General features: G+C 72.7%; 15 protein-coding genes. 8 read left to right on the top strand and 7 right to left on the bottom strand.

Features of this window, described 5'->3' with window-relative positions; all coding sequences use genetic code 11:
* Positions 1-8: 8 nt before the first annotated feature.
* Positions 9-332, top strand: a complete 324-nt coding sequence (locus tag ACIPXC_RS04805) for a hypothetical protein (RefSeq protein ID WP_401613563.1) — start codon at positions 9-11, stop codon at positions 330-332.
* Here the strand turns inward: ACIPXC_RS04805 and ACIPXC_RS04800 are convergent.
* A complete protein-coding gene (locus tag ACIPXC_RS04800) occupies positions 304-1,494 on the bottom strand; it encodes a DUF418 domain-containing protein (protein ID WP_401613561.1) in 1,191 nt (396 codons plus the stop codon). The genes ACIPXC_RS04805 and ACIPXC_RS04800 overlap by 29 nt on opposite strands.
* Before the next feature lie 244 nt (positions 1,495-1,738).
* On the opposite strand from ACIPXC_RS04800, the gene ACIPXC_RS04795 reads away from it, so the two are divergent.
* From ACIPXC_RS04795 to ACIPXC_RS04785, 3 genes are read left to right on the top strand one after another with little or no spacing between them, the layout of a single operon-like run.
* Entirely contained in the window at positions 1,739-2,443 is a 705-nt protein-coding gene (locus ACIPXC_RS04795) for a GntR family transcriptional regulator (RefSeq protein WP_401613559.1), read from the top strand.
* The gene (locus ACIPXC_RS04790) at positions 2,440-3,906 is read left to right on the top strand and encodes a nitrate/nitrite transporter (RefSeq protein ID WP_401613557.1); all 1,467 of its coding nucleotides are present in this window, start codon (positions 2,440-2,442) and stop codon (positions 3,904-3,906) included. The genes ACIPXC_RS04795 and ACIPXC_RS04790 overlap by 4 nt, the downstream gene beginning before the upstream one ends.
* 43 nt (positions 3,907-3,949) lie before the next feature.
* Complete coding sequence (locus tag ACIPXC_RS04785) at positions 3,950-4,945, top strand: helix-turn-helix domain-containing protein (protein WP_401613555.1); 996 nt, start codon at positions 3,950-3,952, stop codon at positions 4,943-4,945.
* Between the two features lie 43 nt (positions 4,946-4,988).
* Here the strand turns inward: ACIPXC_RS04785 and ACIPXC_RS04780 are convergent, their stop codons facing one another.
* Entirely contained in the window at positions 4,989-5,819 is an 831-nt protein-coding gene (locus ACIPXC_RS04780) for a maleylpyruvate isomerase family mycothiol-dependent enzyme (RefSeq protein ID WP_401613553.1), read from the bottom strand.
* Positions 5,820-5,982: 163 nt separating this feature from the next.
* On the opposite strand from ACIPXC_RS04780, the gene ACIPXC_RS04775 reads away from it, so the two are divergent.
* Positions 5,983-6,762: a carbon-nitrogen family hydrolase gene (locus ACIPXC_RS04775; protein ID WP_401613551.1), complete on the top strand. Its 780-nt coding sequence runs from the start codon at positions 5,983-5,985 to the stop codon at positions 6,760-6,762.
* A gap of 26 nt (positions 6,763-6,788) precedes the next feature.
* On the opposite strand, the gene ACIPXC_RS04770 is transcribed toward ACIPXC_RS04775, so the two are convergent.
* Together ACIPXC_RS04770 and ACIPXC_RS04765 are read right to left on the bottom strand one after the other, a co-directional pair.
* Positions 6,789-7,160 (bottom strand): hypothetical protein, encoded by a 372-nt coding sequence (locus ACIPXC_RS04770; protein WP_401613549.1) that lies wholly within the window; start codon positions 7,158-7,160, stop codon positions 6,789-6,791.
* 179 nt (positions 7,161-7,339) lie between these two features.
* Positions 7,340-7,843, bottom strand: a complete 504-nt coding sequence (locus tag ACIPXC_RS04765) for an LURP-one-related/scramblase family protein (RefSeq protein ID WP_401613548.1) — start codon at positions 7,841-7,843, stop codon at positions 7,340-7,342.
* Positions 7,844-7,875: 32 nt separating this feature from the next.
* On the opposite strand from ACIPXC_RS04765, the gene ACIPXC_RS04760 reads away from it, so the two are divergent.
* Positions 7,876-8,676 carry a hypothetical protein gene (locus ACIPXC_RS04760; RefSeq protein ID WP_401613546.1) on the top strand — a complete coding sequence of 267 codons (801 nt, stop codon included), beginning with the start codon at positions 7,876-7,878 and terminating at the stop codon, positions 8,674-8,676.
* A gap of 28 nt (positions 8,677-8,704) precedes the next feature.
* Entirely contained in the window at positions 8,705-9,274 is a 570-nt protein-coding gene (locus ACIPXC_RS04755; protein WP_401613544.1) for a DUF4240 domain-containing protein, read from the top strand.
* A gap of 73 nt (positions 9,275-9,347) precedes the next feature.
* Here the strand turns inward: ACIPXC_RS04755 and ACIPXC_RS04750 are convergent, their stop codons facing one another.
* A complete protein-coding gene (locus tag ACIPXC_RS04750; protein ID WP_401613542.1) occupies positions 9,348-10,013 on the bottom strand; it encodes an MSMEG_1061 family FMN-dependent PPOX-type flavoprotein in 666 nt (221 codons plus the stop codon).
* A 283-nt stretch (positions 10,014-10,296) separates the two neighbouring features.
* The gene (locus ACIPXC_RS04745) at positions 10,297-10,851 is read right to left on the bottom strand and encodes a Uma2 family endonuclease (RefSeq protein WP_401613540.1); all 555 of its coding nucleotides are present in this window, start codon (positions 10,849-10,851) and stop codon (positions 10,297-10,299) included.
* A 161-nt stretch (positions 10,852-11,012) separates the two neighbouring features.
* Between ACIPXC_RS04745 and ACIPXC_RS04740 the strand changes: the two genes are divergently transcribed.
* A complete protein-coding gene (locus tag ACIPXC_RS04740) occupies positions 11,013-12,860 on the top strand; it encodes an NHL domain-containing thioredoxin family protein (RefSeq protein WP_401613538.1) in 1,848 nt (615 codons plus the stop codon).
* Between the two features lie 61 nt (positions 12,861-12,921).
* On the opposite strand, the gene ACIPXC_RS04735 is transcribed toward ACIPXC_RS04740, so the two are convergent.
* The gene (locus tag ACIPXC_RS04735) at positions 12,922-15,171 is read right to left on the bottom strand and encodes a hypothetical protein (protein ID WP_401613536.1); all 2,250 of its coding nucleotides are present in this window, start codon (positions 15,169-15,171) and stop codon (positions 12,922-12,924) included.
* Between the last annotated feature and the right edge of the window lie 159 nt (positions 15,172-15,330).

The following is a 15,330-nucleotide window of genomic DNA, read 5'->3' as shown; positions in this document are numbered from 1 at the left end:
GGACGGCTGTGGAGGTACGCAGGGTCGTACTGAGGCCGGGTGAGGCGTACGGGCTGCGGCTCACCGGGCGGGGCGCGCGCGGGTACGTGTGGACCTGGCAGGTCGCGGGGGACGCGGACGTGGTGTCGGTGGCGCCCGGGCCGGCCGCCCCGGCCGCCGCGCCGCCGGGGGCCGCGGTGGAGCTGGGCTACGTCGTCAGGGCCCGGCCCCCGGGCGGGGGCCGGGCCAGGATCCGCTTCGCTCAGGTACGGCCGCCCTACCCGGACGAGGCGCCGTACGACGAGTTCGTGCTGGACGTCGAGGTCACGCCGGGGAGCGGCGGCGCGGGCTGAGGACCTTGTGCTGCAGGGACTCCAGGGGGCCGCGGTCGAAGCGGCGCAGCCACAGCCAGGACCCGGTGGCCAGGACCAGGCTCACGCCCGCCCACAGGCCCATCACCCACCAGGGGCCGCTCCCGCCGAGCCGGTCGGCGAGGCCCAGCCCGATGCCGTAGCAGAGCAGCATGCACAGCAGGTTCTGGGCTACGTAGCAGGACAGCGCGGTGCGGCCGACGGAGCCGAGGGCGCGGGTCGCGGCCGCCGGGATCCACAGCCGGTCCAGGGCGATGCCGATCAGGCCGATGTAGCCGAGGGCGAGCAGCGGAGCGGCGCCGTAGCGGCCCAGGACGAAGAAGTCGCCGCCGCCGAGGGTGGCCGCGGCGTTCAGCGGGAGCCCGAGGCCCAGGCCCCAGGCGGCCAGCCGGGTGCGGATGCGGCGGCCTTCGGCGGTGTCGGTGAAGGCCCCGGCACGGTGGAGGCGTACGCCGAGGAGGAAGAGGAAGACCAGCAGTGCGAAGGAGAAGACGGGCTCGATGCGCAGGGCGACGGCGTTCTCCAGGCGGAAGGCGACCTGGGCCGCGTAGCCGCCGTGGGCGTACAGGTCGACGGCGGCCGGTTCGGGGCCGTCCGGTGCGGTGCCGGCCCGGACCGTCGCGGCCAGGGTCACCAGGGCGACCAGCGCCAGGTGCACGCCGGCGGCCGTCCACATGGCCACCCGGCGCACCTTCTCCGAGCGGGCCAGCAACCAGGCCACGAGCAGGGCGGTCACGGCGTACCCCATCAGCACGTCCCAGGCGAAGACGAGGACGAAGTGGACGGTGCCCTCGACGAAAAGGAAGGCGGCGCGCCTGGGGTAGCGGCCGGGCCACCGTTCGCCGCGGCGGGCCGCGGAGTCGTACTGGATGGCCAGACCGACCCCGAAGAGCACGGTGAGCAGGGCCAGGAACTTGCCGTCGGCGAGGAAGCGGAAGACGGTTTCGGCGATGTTCGCCGCGGAGGGGTCGGCGATCGGATCGGGCATGCCCAGACCGCCCCGGAGCACGCTCCACTCCGAGCCGGGGGAGGCGAAGATCCAGACGTTGGTCATGAGGGTGCCGAGGATGGCGGCGCCGCGTAGGACGTCCAGGAGGGGGAGCCGGGTGGTCGTACGGACCACCGGGGCGAGGGTGTCGGCCATGACTCCAGGCTCCCGGCGCGCCGGGCCGGGAACGTCGTGCGGGCGGACGAAGGCGCCCTACATCCTTCGGTGCAGGCGGGCCCCGGCGGGGTCGGAGAAAACCGGGTGGCGCCTCCTGCCGGGGGACGACGACGCGGTGCGGCGGGGGGCCCGACGCGGGGCGGGGTCCTGCCACGCGGCAGCCGCCGGTCCACATCCCGGACCGGACCCCGGGTTGCCCCTCTGTTGTATCTATTCTGTGCGCATGCCCGCCGCCTCCAGCACCGCGACCGCCTCCAGCACCGCGACCGCCTCCAGCGCCGCGACTGCAACCAGCGCCGCGACCGCCGCCGACCGCGTCTACCGGCACGTCAAGCACGGGGTGCTCGACCGGCGCTACGAAGGCGGCACCCTCCTCACCGAGGGCGAACTCGCCGAAGCGGTGGGGGTGTCGCGGACACCGGTCCGCGAGGCGCTGCTGCGCCTGGAGACCGAGGGACTGCTGAAGCTGTACCCGAAGAAGGGTGCGCTGGTCCTGCCGGTCTCCGCGCAGGAGATCAACGACGTCCTCGAAACCAGGCTGCTGGTCGAGGAGTTCACCGTGCGCCGGGCCGTGCCGGCGCCACCCGGCCTGCTGGACCGGCTCGAAGAGCTGCTCGGCGAACAGCGCCGGCACGCCGCCGCGGGCGACCTCGCCGCGATGACGGCGGCGGACCGGGGCTTCCACGCCGAGATCGTGCGCAGCGCCGGTAACCAGATCCTGTGCCGCCTCTACGACCAACTCCGGGACCGGCAGCTGCGGATGGGCGTGGCCCTGCTGCACGCCCGTCCCGACCGGCTGGAGCGGACGCTGGCCGAGCACGCCGGGATCCTGGACGCGCTGCGGGCCGGGGACGCCGCGGCGGCCGCCGCTGCGGTCCGCGGGCACATCGGCCGGGTCGAGTCGCTGGTGCGGGGGCCGGGCCTGTGAGCGCCGGGCCGGCGGGCGGCACCGCGGCGGCCGCCACGGCCCGGAGCGCCGGGGCGGAGGACCCGCCGGGCGGTGGGAAGGCCGTCGCCGTCTGGTGCATCGGCGTCGCCGTCTACTTCGTGGCGGTGATCTTCCGCACCAGCCTGGGTGTCGCCGGTCTCGAAGCGGCGGACCGCTTCCACGTGAACGCCTCCGCCCTCGCCGCCTTCTCCCTGCTCCAACTGCTCGTCTACGCCGGCATGCAGGTCCCCGTCGGTCTGATGGTGGACCGGCTCGGCACCAAGAAGGTGCTGACGCTGGGCGCGGTGCTCTTCACCGCCGGTCAGCTCGGCTTCGCGCTCTCCCCCTCGTACGAGATGGCGCTCGCCGCCCGCGCGCTGCTGGGCTGCGGCGACGCGATGACCTTCATCTCGGTGCTGCGGCTCGGCACGCGCTGGTTCCCGGCCCGGCGCGGGCCGCTGATGGCGCAGCTGGCCGGGCTCGTCGGCATGGCGGGCAACCTCGTCTCCACGCTCGTCCTCGCGCCCGTGCTGCACGGGGTCGGCTGGACCGCGGCCTTCACCGGCAGCGCGGCGGCCGGGCTGGTGGTGCTGGTGCCCCTGGTGCTGTTCCTGCGCGACCACCCGGCGGGACACGAGCCGCCGCCGCGGGCGCGGACCGGCGGCGCGGGCTTCGTGCGCCGCCAGATCAGGGAGTCCTGGAGGGAACCCGGCACCCGGATCGGGCTGTGGGTGCACTTCACCACGCAGTTCCCCGCGATGGTGTTCCTGCTGCTGTGGGGGATGCCCTTCCTGATCGAGGCGCAGGGGCTGACGCGGAGCACCGCGGGCGGGCTGCTGACGCTGGTCGTCGCCTCGAACATGGCGCTCGGGCTGGTCTACGGCCAGATCATCGGCCGCCGTCCGTCCTCGCGGGTACCGCTCGCCCTGGGGACGGTCGGCCTCACGGCCCTGCTGTGGGGCGCGGTCCTCGCGTACCCGGGCGGGCACGCCCCGATGGGGCTGTTGATCACCCTGTGCCTGGTGCTGGGCGGCTGCGGCCCCGCGTCGATGATCGGCTTCGACTTCGCCCGCCCGGCCAACCCGCCCGAGCGCCAGGGCACCGCCTCCGGGATCACCAACATGGGCGGTTTCATCGCCTCCATGACCACCCTGCTGACGGTGGGCCTCCTGCTGGACGCCACCGGCGACGACTACCGCATCGCGTTCTCGACGGTCTTCGTGCTGCAGGCGCTCGGCGTCAGCCGTATCCTCGGCCTGCGCCGGCGCGCGCTGGCCCGCGAGGCGGACCGCGGGCGCGCCACGGCCCGGCCGAGCGCACCGGTCACCGCACAGGTCACCGCGCCGGTCACCGCACAGGTCACCGCGCCGGCGGCCTCGCGGGACCGTGGCCCGGGGACGGAACCGCAGCCGCGCCCCACCGCGTGTCCCCTGCCGGAAACAGCGGGGCGCGAGACGCCGTAGGCCGCCGCCCACCCGGAGCGGCGGCGGGGAGGGAGTACCGCAGATGTGGGCGAGGATCTCCGCCGCCACCGTGCCGGCGGCGGAGCGGTTCGAGTGGTTCACCGACGTCATCGCCGACTCCCTGATGCCGACGGCCCTCAGCAGCGAACGCTCCGCCGACTTCCAGGCGGCCGCGGCCGTACTGGACCTCGGCTCGGCCCAGGTCTCGTCCTTCGACTACTCCCGGCTGCGTTCCCGCCGCACACCCGCGCTCATCCGGCGCGGCGACCCCGAGCAGTACCACCTGGCCCTCCTCACCCGCGGCCGCATGTGGATGTCCCAGTGCCGCAGCGAGGCGGAGCTCTCCCCCGGTGACATGATCCTCTGGGACACCTCGCGCCCCTTCGAGGCCGACTGCCGCCCCGGCGACGGCACCCTCAACGCCCTGGTCGTTCAGTTGCCGAGGACCGCACTGCCGCTGCGGTCCGGCCGGGCCGACCGGCTGCTCGGCCGGCGCATCGGTGCCGACAGCGGCATGGCCGCCGTGCTGGCGGGGTTTCTCACCTCGCTCGGAGCACACGGCTCCGAATGCGGGCCGCAGGAGCTGCGCCGGCTCGGCGCGGTGGTCACCGACCTCGCCGCGGCCTGTCTCGCGCAGCACGTCGACACCTACGCGGAACTGCCCGCGGAGGTCCGCGCCCGCGCGCTGCGCGAGCGGATCGACGCCTTCATCGACCACAACCTCGCCGACCCGGCGCTCACCCCGGGCCTCATCGCCGCCGCGCACGGCATCTCCGTGCGCGGCCTGCACCTGCTCTTCCGTGACGAGCCCGAGAGCGTCGCCGCCACCGTCCGGCGGCGCCGCCTGGAGCGCTGCCGCACCGACCTGGCCCGCCCCGAGCTGGCGGGCCGCCCGGTCCACGACATCGCCGGCCGCTGGGGCTTCGCCAACGCCCCCGCCTTCAGCCGGGCCTTCCGCGCCGCCTACGCGATCAGTCCGGCCGAATTCCGCCGCGTGGCCGCCGGGACCGCCGGGGCCGCGGTGCTGCGCACCGCCTGAGCCGTCACGCGATCACGCGATCACGGGTCAGGCGATCACGCGATCACGGGGTCACGGAGAACTGCGTCAGGATCGCCTCCGCCAGCTGGGCGTCACCCTCCACCTTCACCCGGTCGGCGACCGCGTGCGCCCGCACCCGGCCCGCCGCGAGCCGGACGTACGTCTCCCAGTCCAGGGCCAGCGTCACCGCCGGGCCCAGCGAGGGGGACTTGTCCACCGTGCCGCGGCCGTCCGCGTCCACCCGTACCGTCCGCATGAACTCCAGCCGGCCGTGAACATCGATCACCACCGCCGAGTTCGCCGGGGCCCCCGCGTGCTTCGCCACCACCTTGGGCAGCCCGGCCAGCAGGATGTCCCGCGCCACGTACGCGCCCGGCGAGTCCCAGTTCCCCGGCACCCCCAGCGCCCACCGCAGGTCCTGCTCGTGGATCCACACGTCGAACGCCCTCAGCCGCAGCGCGTGTTCCAGGGTCGCCTGGTCGCCCAGCGGCCCCCGCACCATGGTGTCCGGATCCCGCTTCTCGTTGCGCAGCTGCCGCGCGCGGCGGATGACGGTGTATTCCAGCTCCGAGGTCATCTCCGGCGCGGTGTGGTGGCGCCGCACGTCGACCTGCACCTCCATGTACCGGCTGAACTCGTCCACCACGTGCCGCAGGTCCCGTGCCACGGTGTGGATCGGCCGGGGGTCCCCGAGCTGCTCGCACTCGATGCCGATGATGTGGGAGACGACGTCACGGACCGACCAGCCCGGGCACGGCGTCGCCCGGTTCCACTCTCCCTCCGTCAGGGGGAGGACCAGCTCTGATATCGCCTCGATCGAGTGTGTCCACGCGTCGGCATAGGGCTGAAGACGGGGATGCGGATGGACGGTCAACGGGACCCCTCGCGGTGCTGTTCAGTGGCGTCGTTCAGTGGCGCGTTTCGGAAGCGGTGGACTCAGTTTCCAAAACTACGCTGCCTGTGAGCACCCCGGCAGTGCTTTCGTGTGAGGATTCGTGGGCCCGAGTTGACGGCCTGAACGCCAGGACGGTGGTAGTGTGCGCGCCTCGCTGATCCAAACCGCAGTGAACGAGGGCGAGTCGGTGTCTTCCCGACGCGCCCGCGTGGCCGATCTCGTACGGGAGCAGGACGATTGCGATCTCGTCGTGCTGCCCGAGCTGTGGACCGTGGGCGCCTTCGCCTACGAGCAGTTCGAGACCGAGGCCGAGCCGCTGGACGGGCCGACCTACGAGGTCATGTCGAAGGCGGCGGCCGACGCCGGGGTCTGGCTGCACGCGGGCTCTGTAGTGGAGCGCGCGGGCGACGGCTCCCTCTACAACACCGCCCTCGTCCTCTCCCCGGCCGGTGAGCTGGCCGCCACCTACCGCAAGATCCACCGCTTCGGCTTCGACCAGGGCGAGGCGGTCCTGATGTCCGCCGGTGATTCGCTGACCACCGTGGAGCTGCCGGAGCAGACCCTCGGCATCGCCACCTGCTACGACCTGCGCTTCCCGGAGCTGTTCCGCGGCCTGGTGGACGCCGGGGCCACCACGATGATCGTGGCCGCCGGCTGGCCCGCGCGCCGCCGCGCGCACTGGACGCTGCTGAACCGGGCGCGCGCCGTGGAGGACCAGTCGTACGTCCTGGCGTGCGGGCTGGCCGGTACCCACGCGGGCGTCGAACAGGCCGGGCACAGTCTGGTCGTGGACCCGTGGGGCGAGGTCCTGGCGGAGGCGGGTCCGGGCGAGGAGGTCCTCACGGTGGACCTGGACCCGGCGAAGGTGGCCGAAACCCGCGCGCAGTTCCCGGCCCTCAAGGACCGCCGCCTGGGCCGCTGACCGCCAGCCGGCCAGTCGGCCGGCGGTCAGCCGGTCAGGGCCCAGAGCCAGACCGCGAGGGCGGTCGGAACGGGGCACGCCACCGCGCCGAGGAGCAGCATCCGTGTGGACGCGGTCAGGGCGCGGACCCGGGGTGCACGGGCCAGGGCGGTGATCCCGGCGGCGCCCGCCGGGATCAGCAGGAGCGGCAGGACCAGGCCGGCGGCGGGCTCCCCCGCCGCGGCGGTCCAGAGCAGCGCGATGCAGGCGAGGCCGCCGATCAGGGAGACCGAGAGGGCGGTCACCGCCCACAGCAGGGCGGCGAGCACGACGACGACCGGCCGTCCCCCGCGGGCGGGCTGCGCGGGCTGCGCGGGCTGCCACGGACCGTACAGGGCCGCCTGGGTGCTGGGGTTCACCGTGGGTTCCTTCCGTGCTGCCGGGTTGCCGGGGTGCCGGGGTGCCGGGTTGCCGGGTTGCGGTGCTGCCGTGGCGCCGGGGCCCGGTGGGTCCCGTCCCCGGGGACGTCCACGATCCTGGCAGCCGGCCCGCCACCGCGGCATGAGCGCGGATGCTCACCTGCCCGCGGGCCGCGTACTCAGTCGCCCGGGGCGTCCTCCCGTTCCTTCTCGGCCATCCGGATCACGCACACCGCGACCGCGACCAGCAGCGCCGCGTCCGCGTCCTCCCGGACCACGTCCACCGCGTACGTCTCCCGCACCCGGTACCACTGCCGGGAGACCAGCGCGAGCAGCTCCCCGTCGTACTCGACCTTGAACTCCCGGTCCAGGATCCGCCCGCTCACGTCGAGCACCGTGCCCTCGGCCAGCGTCACGCGGAAGTGGTTGCGCAGCAGTGAGAGCCGCTTCCTGCGGATCACCGCGAGCCGCCGCTCGTCCCGCTCCAGGGTCATCGCGTCGCGGAAGCCGAAGAGCTTCTCCCGCAGGGTGATCAGGATCCGGCCGTCCGGGTCCTTCAGCTCCAGCGTGTCCCGGAAGCGCAGCGCCTTCCCGTCGACGAGGAAAGCGTGCCGCCCGTCCTCGTCCTCGATCCGGTAGTCGTCGCCGATGGCCAGCATTTTGTCCCGAACGAGGTATTTCATGCGGTCATCAGTGCCCGCGATAGGTTGCCCCCATGCCCCTGCTCTACGTGACCGACCTGGCGTACCCCGCACGCGGCCGCCGCTACTGCGACGAGGACATATTCCTCACCTCGCGCCTGCGCGAGCACTTCGGGCTGGCCCTGTGCCACCCCGCCGACGCACGCGCCCTGATGCCCGGCTTCGACGCCGTGATCGTCCGCAACAGCGGCCCGGTCCTGCACTACCAGGAGGAGTACGACGCCTTCCGTGCCGCCGCCCTGGCCGCCGGTACGCCCGTCTACAACCCCCTCACCGGCCGCGCCGACATGGCCGGCAAGCAGTACCTGCTCGACCTGACGGCCGCCGGCTACCCGGTCATTCCGACCGTCGACGACCCGGCCCGGCTCGGTGAACTGCCGCAGGCGCCCGAGTACGTGGTCAAGCCGAAGCAGGGCGCCGACTCCATCGGCCTCACCTTCACCGCCACGCCCGACGGCCCGGCCGGGGCCGTGCTGATCCAGCCGCGCATCGACTTCGCGTACGAGGTGTCCTTCTACTTCGTGGACGACGCCTTCCAGTACGCCCTCCACGCCCCGGACCCGGCCCGCCGCTGGGAGCTGCGCCCCTACGAGCCGACCGGCGAGGACCTGGCCTTCGCCCGCGCCTTCGTGGAGTGGAACACCCTCTCCCACGGCATCCAGCGGGTGGACGCCTGCCGGGCCCCCTCCGGTGAACTGCTCCTCGTCGAGCTGGAGGACCTCAACCCGTACCTGTCCCTCGACCTCGTCCCCGCGCAGGTCCAGGACGCCTTCGTCAGCTCCCTCGCGGGATCCCTCCGCTCCTTCCTCGGCTGATGTCAGTGCCGGGTGCCAGGCTCTGCCCATGGACAAGCAGACGTTCTGGCAGTTGATCGAGACGGCGCGCGCGGACGTGGCGGCGGACCCGGCGGCGGCGGGTGGCGCGGGGCAGGACGCGGACCGGGACGCGGTGGCGCGGCGGGCCGCGGAGCTGCTCGCGGCCCGCCCCAAGGCGGAGCTGCTCGCGGCCCAGCAGGTGCTGTGGGACCTGCTCGCCGAGTCCTACCGCAGCCCGCTCTGGGCCGCCGCCTACATGATCAACGGCGGCTGCTCGGACGACGGCTTCGACTACTTCCGCGGCTGGCTCCTCACCCAGGGCCGGGCGGTCTTCGACGCAGCCCTGGCCGACCCGGACTCCCTCGCGGAGCACCCCGCGGTCCGCGAAGCGGCGGCGGAGGGCCTGGAGCTGGAGGACGAGGAGGCGCTCTCGATCGCGTGGACGGCGTACGAGAGCGCCACCGGCCGTGAGCTCCCGTCGGACTCCTTCACGATCGGCTACCCGCCCCTGGACCCGGCCTGGGACTTCGACTTCGACGACGAGGCCGAGCTGGCCGCCCGACTGCCGCGCCTGAGCGCCCTGTTCGGCGGCGCGTAGTCCGGCCGACGGGCTGCCCGGCCGACCGCCGCCGGCTGACGGGCCGACGGGCTGTCCGGTGCAGGCCGACCGGCTAGTCGTAGCGGTACAGCAGCGACTCGCGTTCCTGTCGGCGGACGTCCTCGATCGTCAGCCCGGGCATGTCCAGGTGGGAGAGCGTGACCTCGGCGGAGCTCGGGGCGGCGTCCTCGGCGAGCCACTGCCCGGGCTTCCACGCGCCGCTGCGCAGGAACGCCTTCGGGCAGTGCTGGTACGCCTCCTCGACCCCGACGACGATCGCGCTGCGCGGCGGCTTGCCGACGGGGGTCAGCTGCTCCAGCAGCCGCGGATCGGCGCTGACGCAGGCCCGCCCGTTCACGCGCAGCGTGGTGGCCCGGCCCGGGATGACGAAGATCAGCCCGGCCCGGCCCGTCTCCACGACGTTGTGGGCGGTGTCGAGCCGCTTGTTGCCGGTGGCGTCGGGGATCGCGAGGGTGAACTCGTCGAGGACGGCGACGAATCCGGGCGGCCCGCCCCGGGGCGTCACGTCGCAGTGCCCTTCGGCACCGGCGCTCGCGACGAACACCAGCGACGAGCGCCCGATGAGCGCGCGGGCGGCGTCGTGGATCCGGTCGACGGTCTTGCGGCGGGCCATCTCCCCCGGATCCTCGTACAGCTCGCGCAACTGCCCGGTGCTGCGTACGGCGTCGGCGTGCAGGGCCTCGAAGGTCCGCCCGTTCGGCGGCGTGCTGTCCGTCATGCTCCCGCACGCTACCGGCGGCGTCACCACCGGCGGCGGCATCACCGTCCACCCGCTGCCCACCCCCGACGCCGGCCCCGTCGGCATCACGGCGGGCGCGACGGCGCACTGTGGTGTGCGGAGATCGGCGTCGGGCGGATCGCCCGGATCACCACCGCGGGCGAGGTCACCGAGTATCCGCTGCCGATCCGGCCTGCAGGCCGCACGCCATCACGGCGGGCCCGGACGGAGCCCTGTGCGCAGCCCTGGAAACGGGCCGGATCGCCCGCCCGCCCCTGCGGTCCTAGAGTCCACCGGTGTCGAGATCGACCCCGAACGGCTCCGGCAACCGCACGACCGTCCCGAACGGGTGCGGCCCGTCCACCTTCGTGTACCCCAGGCTCCCGGGCTCGGCGAACAGCGTGACGGACCGCTCCAGCCGGTCGACCAGCAGATAGAGCGGCGCCCCGTACTCGGCGTACCGCCTGCGCTTCACGATGCGGTCGGTATCGGCATTGGACTCGGAGGTGATCTCGACGACGAGCAGCACTTGATCCGGCAGCAGCGCGCCCCCGCCCTTGGCGATCGCCCTCGGCACGACAGCGAGATCGGGGATGTACCAGTTCGGTGAGCCCGGCAGGTCCAGGTTCCCCGAGCCGGTGACGCACTCCAGTTCCTTGACCCGGGGGCGGATCTGATCGCGGATCTCTTCCACCGCGTTCTCGTGGTCCCAGCTCGGCGTCACGTTGCTGATGACCCCTTCGACGATTTCGGCGCGGTCTCCACTGTGGTGCTGGATGGCGTACTTCAGCGCGCGCTCGGGATCGATGCCCTCGCTGTAGTCGTGGGCGGTGGTCATTGCGGACGCCTCCCTTTCTTCCCGTGCCCAGGTTCCCACGGGCTCCCGCCCCCCGTCGTCACCCCTGCGGGTGCGCGTTCCGTACGGGTGGGGCGGGTCGGTGCGGCGCCTTGCAGTACGGGCGTGACGGGACGTTCACGGGCCAATGGCAAGCTTGAAGGATGAACGATGCTGCCCCGGCGCCCACCCCCGCGCCCGCACCCCGCAAGCGTGCCCGTGTCCGTGCCCCCGAGCTGATCGGCAAGGGCGGCTGGATCAACACCGGCGGGAAGGACCTGAAGCTCGCCGACTTCCGAGGTCGCGCATTGATCCTCGATTTTTGGACCTTCTGCTGCATCAACTGCCTGCACGTCCTCGACGAGCTGCGGGAGCTGGAGGAGAAGCACCGTGACACCGTCGTGATCGTCGGGGTGCACTCGCCCAAGTTCGTGCACGAGGCGGACCACGCGGCCGTCGTGGACGCCGTCGAGCGCTACGAGGTGCACCACCCGGTGCTCGACGACCCCGAGCTCGCCACCTGGAAGCAGTACGCCGTGCGCGCGTGGCCCACCCTCGTCGTGATCGACCCCGAGGGGTACATCGTCGCCCAGCACGCCGGCGAGGGGCATGCGCACGCCATCGCGAAGCTGGTCGAGGAGCTGGAGGCCGAGCACGAGGCCAAGGGCACCCTGCGGCGCGGCGACGGCCCGTACGTGGCGCCCGAGCCCGTCGCCAGCGACCTGCGCTTCCCCGGCAAGGCGCTGCTGCTGCCCAGCGGGAACTTCCTCGTCTCGGACTCGACGCGGCACCAGCTGGTGGAGCTGGCCGCCGACGGGGAGAGCGTCGTCCGCCGCATCGGCAGCGGCGAGCGCGGCTTCGCCGGGGACAGCTTCAGCGAGCCGCAGGGGTTGGCGCTGCTGCCCGACGGGCGGCGGGTGGTCGTCGCCGACACGGTCAACCACGCGCTGCGCGTCCTCGACCTGGAGAGCGGGGCGGTCGAGACGGTCGCCGGGACCGGGCGGCAGTGGTGGCAGGGCTCGCCGACCTCCGGGCCGGCCCTTGAGGTGGACCTGTCCTCGCCGTGGGACGTGGCCTGGTGGCAGGGCAAGGTGTGGATCGCCATGGCCGGTGTCCACCAGCTGTGGACCTGGGACCCGGAGGCGGGGACCGTCGAGGTCGCGGCCGGCACCACCAACGAGGGGCTGCACGACGGGCCGGCCGCCGAGGCCTGGTTCGCGCAGCCGTCCGGGCTCGCCGCCGCCGGGGACCGGCTGTGGATCGCCGACTCCGAGACCAGTGCCCTGCGGTACGTCCACCCCACCGACAGCGGGTACGCCGTCAGCTCCGCCGTCGGCACCGGCCTGTTCGACTTCGGGCACCGGGACGGGGACGCGGGCCAGGCCCTGCTCCAGCACCCGCTCGGGGTGACCGCCCTGCCCGACGGATCGGTCGCGGTGTGCGACACCTACAACCACGCGCTGCGCCGCTACGACCCCGCCACCGGGCAGGTCTCTACCCTGGCGACCGACCTGCGCGAGCCGAGTGACGCCGTGCTGGTCGGCGAGGACATCGTGGTCGTCGAGTCCGCCCGGCACCGTCTGACGCGGCTGCGGCTCCCGGAGGAGGCGGTACGGGTGGACGCGGTCGCCCACCGCACCCAGCGCGCCGCCACCGAGGTGGCGCCCGGCACGCTGCGCTTGGACGTGGTCTTCCGGGCCCCGAGCGGGCAGAAGCTCGACACCCGCTACGGTCCCTCCACCCGCCTGCTGGTCTCCTCGACCCCGCCGGAGCTGCTGGCGGGCGGCGAGGGGGCCGGGACGGACCTGTTCCGGGAGCTGGAGCTGAACCCGGCCGTCACCGAGGGCGTGCTGCACGTCTCGGCGATGGCCGCGTCCTGCGACGACGACCCGGCCAACGAGTACCCGGCCTGCCACGTCCACCAGCAGGACTGGGGCGTACCGGTCCGGGTCACCGCCGACGGCGCCGCCCGGCTGCCCCTCGTCCTGGCCGGGATGGACGACGAGGGGTAGCGGTGTCCGGCGTGAGGTCCGGCCGACAGCCGTTGTCCGGGCCGAGCCGGGCCCTGCCGGTCTACTGGGGCTGCTCGCCCTCCGGCTCTGCCTCGTCGTCCGGTGTGATCTTCCGGCGAAGGTTCTCGATGTCCGTCTGCAGGCCGATCAGTGAGGTGAGCAGTTCGTCCAGGACCGTCTGCGGGATGACGGGCGTATGCGATCCGACTTCCGGTTCGAGCAGGTGGAGCCTGTCGAGTGCGTCGCGGGCGGTGGCGACGCCCTGACGCAGCACATACCGCTGCTCGGCGGCCCGCTGGCTCGGGGGGCGGGGGTCCACCGACTCGTCGTCCTCCGTGCCAGAGCCCGCATCCATGCCGGTACCTGCATCGGTGTACAGAGGCTCGGCCCCCGTCCCGTCCGCGGTCACACCCGTCGCCGTGGGTGGGGGCGCCGGGTGGGACTTGCGAGCCCGATCCGGATTGGATGCCCAGACCACGTCCCATTGGAGCAGGTGCTGCGGGATACCGTCCCCATCTCGGGCGATCTTGTCCTTCTCCGTGAGGTCGGTCTGGAAGTGGACGTAGGCCTCTTGGGTGTCGCCTGACTTCTGCTTCAGGTTGAGCTGCCGCATGGTCACCGCGTTGGTGGGCAAGGCATCGCTGCGGAACCGGTTCGCGACCAGCGCGAGGGTCCACAGGCCCAGCTCGTTGTCCTGCCGCGACAAGTCCTCGACGACCTGGTTGACGTCGGCGCGGAAGGGGACACCGCCGTTGGCCTTGGAGGCTGTCAGGCCCGAACCGACGTTGCGCGTCAGCAGCTTGTCGGCGATGAGCGCCACACCGCCGGCCACGGCGAGTGTGCAGCGGGCGTTCCTGTCACCAGCGAGGGCGGGTGCGACGAGTTCGGTGAAGTCGTTGGTCGGGACAGGGTCCCACTCTCTTGTGACATCAGTGGTGAGTACACCGCCGTTGTTCCAGGCGTTGCGCGCTTGTGTGGTGACCAGCTTCTTGTGGCTGCGCCATGGCACGTCGATGAGTGGGCCCAGGAGTTCGGCGAACCCCTTCAGCCCCATCCGCTTACCCCCCTTGATTGCTTTGGCCTGGTCTTTCAGCCGTTCCAGAAGCTCCGGACGAGTCAGGGCGTGTACGAGGTAGATGCTCCGCCAGAGCGCGGTGCCGGGGGGTGCACCGTCGAAGAGGCCGGGGATGTCCTCTACCGGTATCCGGCCGACGGCCAAGCCGTAAACGACCTGGAGATCGTTCTGCGAAACCAGGGAGTCTCCCTGCTGGATCACCCGCTTGAGCGCGCGGGTGGCGACTTCGGTGTTCTGGGCAGCAGCGTCCCACTGCTTGAACTCGACGTGGACGCTGGCCAGCACGGACCTGATCGCGTCGTCGAAGATGTCCTGTGCCGCGAGCAGTCGTCCGGGGTGCCCTTCCACCCCTACGGTGATCTGGGCGGGCAGTACATAGGTCTGGGCGATCTGGACTGCGCGGAGGCCCGGCTCGGCAGCAGCCATTTCCCGGGTGAACTCCTCACGAAGGGAGAGGCGCCACCGTTCCCGGCTCCTCGCCAGCCGCTCCCCAAGAGAGCCGCCGACTGCGCCGGGTGCTTTGGCCGGCACCTGTGCGAAGAGCGCTTCTACTGCTGTGGTGGCCGCTTCACCGGCATCGGCATCGGGGCCGGCCAGCACGGCCCAGGAGCTGGCCAGCCGGGTGATTCCGTCCCGTGTGACCACGGTGTGGAAGGAGTCGGTGCCGTCCTCGAAGGTGATCTCGACAGGGTGCGTGATCAGGTTGCGCGTGACCTTGCGGGCGAGGATGGACTGCGCGTAGCTGTTGAGCGAAAGCGTGGCGTGGATGGTCTGCCACACGTGGTTCCGCAGGTGATCGAGGTCCCGGTACTGGTAGCGCACCATGGAGCAGGGCTGGTCCCCGTCCGTGATTCCCTGCACCAGAGGGTCGGGGGTCTCCAGTACCGCCATGCCCGTACGGGGCTGGATGCCGGGCAGGAGTTCGTTCAGCTGGACCCGGGTGACGACCGACCGCAAGGTCGCGCCCTCGACGTTCTCCTCCATGAGGAGCCCGGAGGGCGTCTGCGCGGACGGCTGGAGCTGTACAGCGAGGTTCTCCGGTCCGATCGTCGCACGGGCCACCGCCTCCCATGCCTCTTCGGGCAGACTGGCTGCCGGGTTCGAGCTTCCGGCAACGACGACCTTCTGCAGGGCGCTTTCGTCGGCCTCTCCCGGAAGGTCTGGCTCGATGCTGGTGACCAGGACGTCCTCGGACCCCCAGCGAATCGTGGTGGACCGTGGTGAGTTCAGGGGCATGGTGCAAGACCTCCGTAGTGAGCGCGGTGCGATGCGGCCGGGGGGGGGGCCCCGGGCCCCCCCCCCCCCCCCCGGCCGCGCCGCCCCCCCCGGCGGCGCTCCAGGGGCCACAGGGGCCAGAAACAAAAACAAAACCGGCCCACCCCCCCGGTCGAGCGA

This window comes from Streptomyces sp. NPDC090021, from assembly GCF_044748225.1.
GTDB lineage: Bacteria > Actinomycetota > Actinomycetes > Streptomycetales > Streptomycetaceae > Streptomyces.
Note: the sequence above shows the minus strand (reverse complement) of the source record. Positions and strands in the feature narration are given on the sequence as shown.

Coding starts and splice junctions, on each gene's coding strand:
- ACIPXC_RS04800 (WP_401613561.1), bottom strand. CDS start 1,494: ATGGCCGACACCCTCGCCCCGGTGGTCCGTACGACCACCCGGCTCCCC.
- ACIPXC_RS04795 (WP_401613559.1), top strand. CDS start 1,739: ATGCCCGCCGCCTCCAGCACCGCGACCGCCTCCAGCACCGCGACCGCC.
- ACIPXC_RS04785 (WP_401613555.1), top strand. CDS start 3,950: ATGTGGGCGAGGATCTCCGCCGCCACCGTGCCGGCGGCGGAGCGGTTC.
- ACIPXC_RS04765 (WP_401613548.1), bottom strand. CDS start 7,843: ATGAAATACCTCGTTCGGGACAAAATGCTGGCCATCGGCGACGACTAC.
- ACIPXC_RS04760 (WP_401613546.1), top strand. CDS start 7,876: ATGCCCCTGCTCTACGTGACCGACCTGGCGTACCCCGCACGCGGCCGC.
- ACIPXC_RS04755 (WP_401613544.1), top strand. CDS start 8,705: ATGGACAAGCAGACGTTCTGGCAGTTGATCGAGACGGCGCGCGCGGAC.
- ACIPXC_RS04750 (WP_401613542.1), bottom strand. CDS start 10,013: ATGACGGACAGCACGCCGCCGAACGGGCGGACCTTCGAGGCCCTGCAC.
- ACIPXC_RS04745 (WP_401613540.1), bottom strand. CDS start 10,851: ATGACCACCGCCCACGACTACAGCGAGGGCATCGATCCCGAGCGCGCG.
- ACIPXC_RS04740 (WP_401613538.1), top strand. CDS start 11,013: ATGAACGATGCTGCCCCGGCGCCCACCCCCGCGCCCGCACCCCGCAAG.
- ACIPXC_RS04735 (WP_401613536.1), bottom strand. CDS start 15,171: ATGCCCCTGAACTCACCACGGTCCACCACGATTCGCTGGGGGTCCGAG.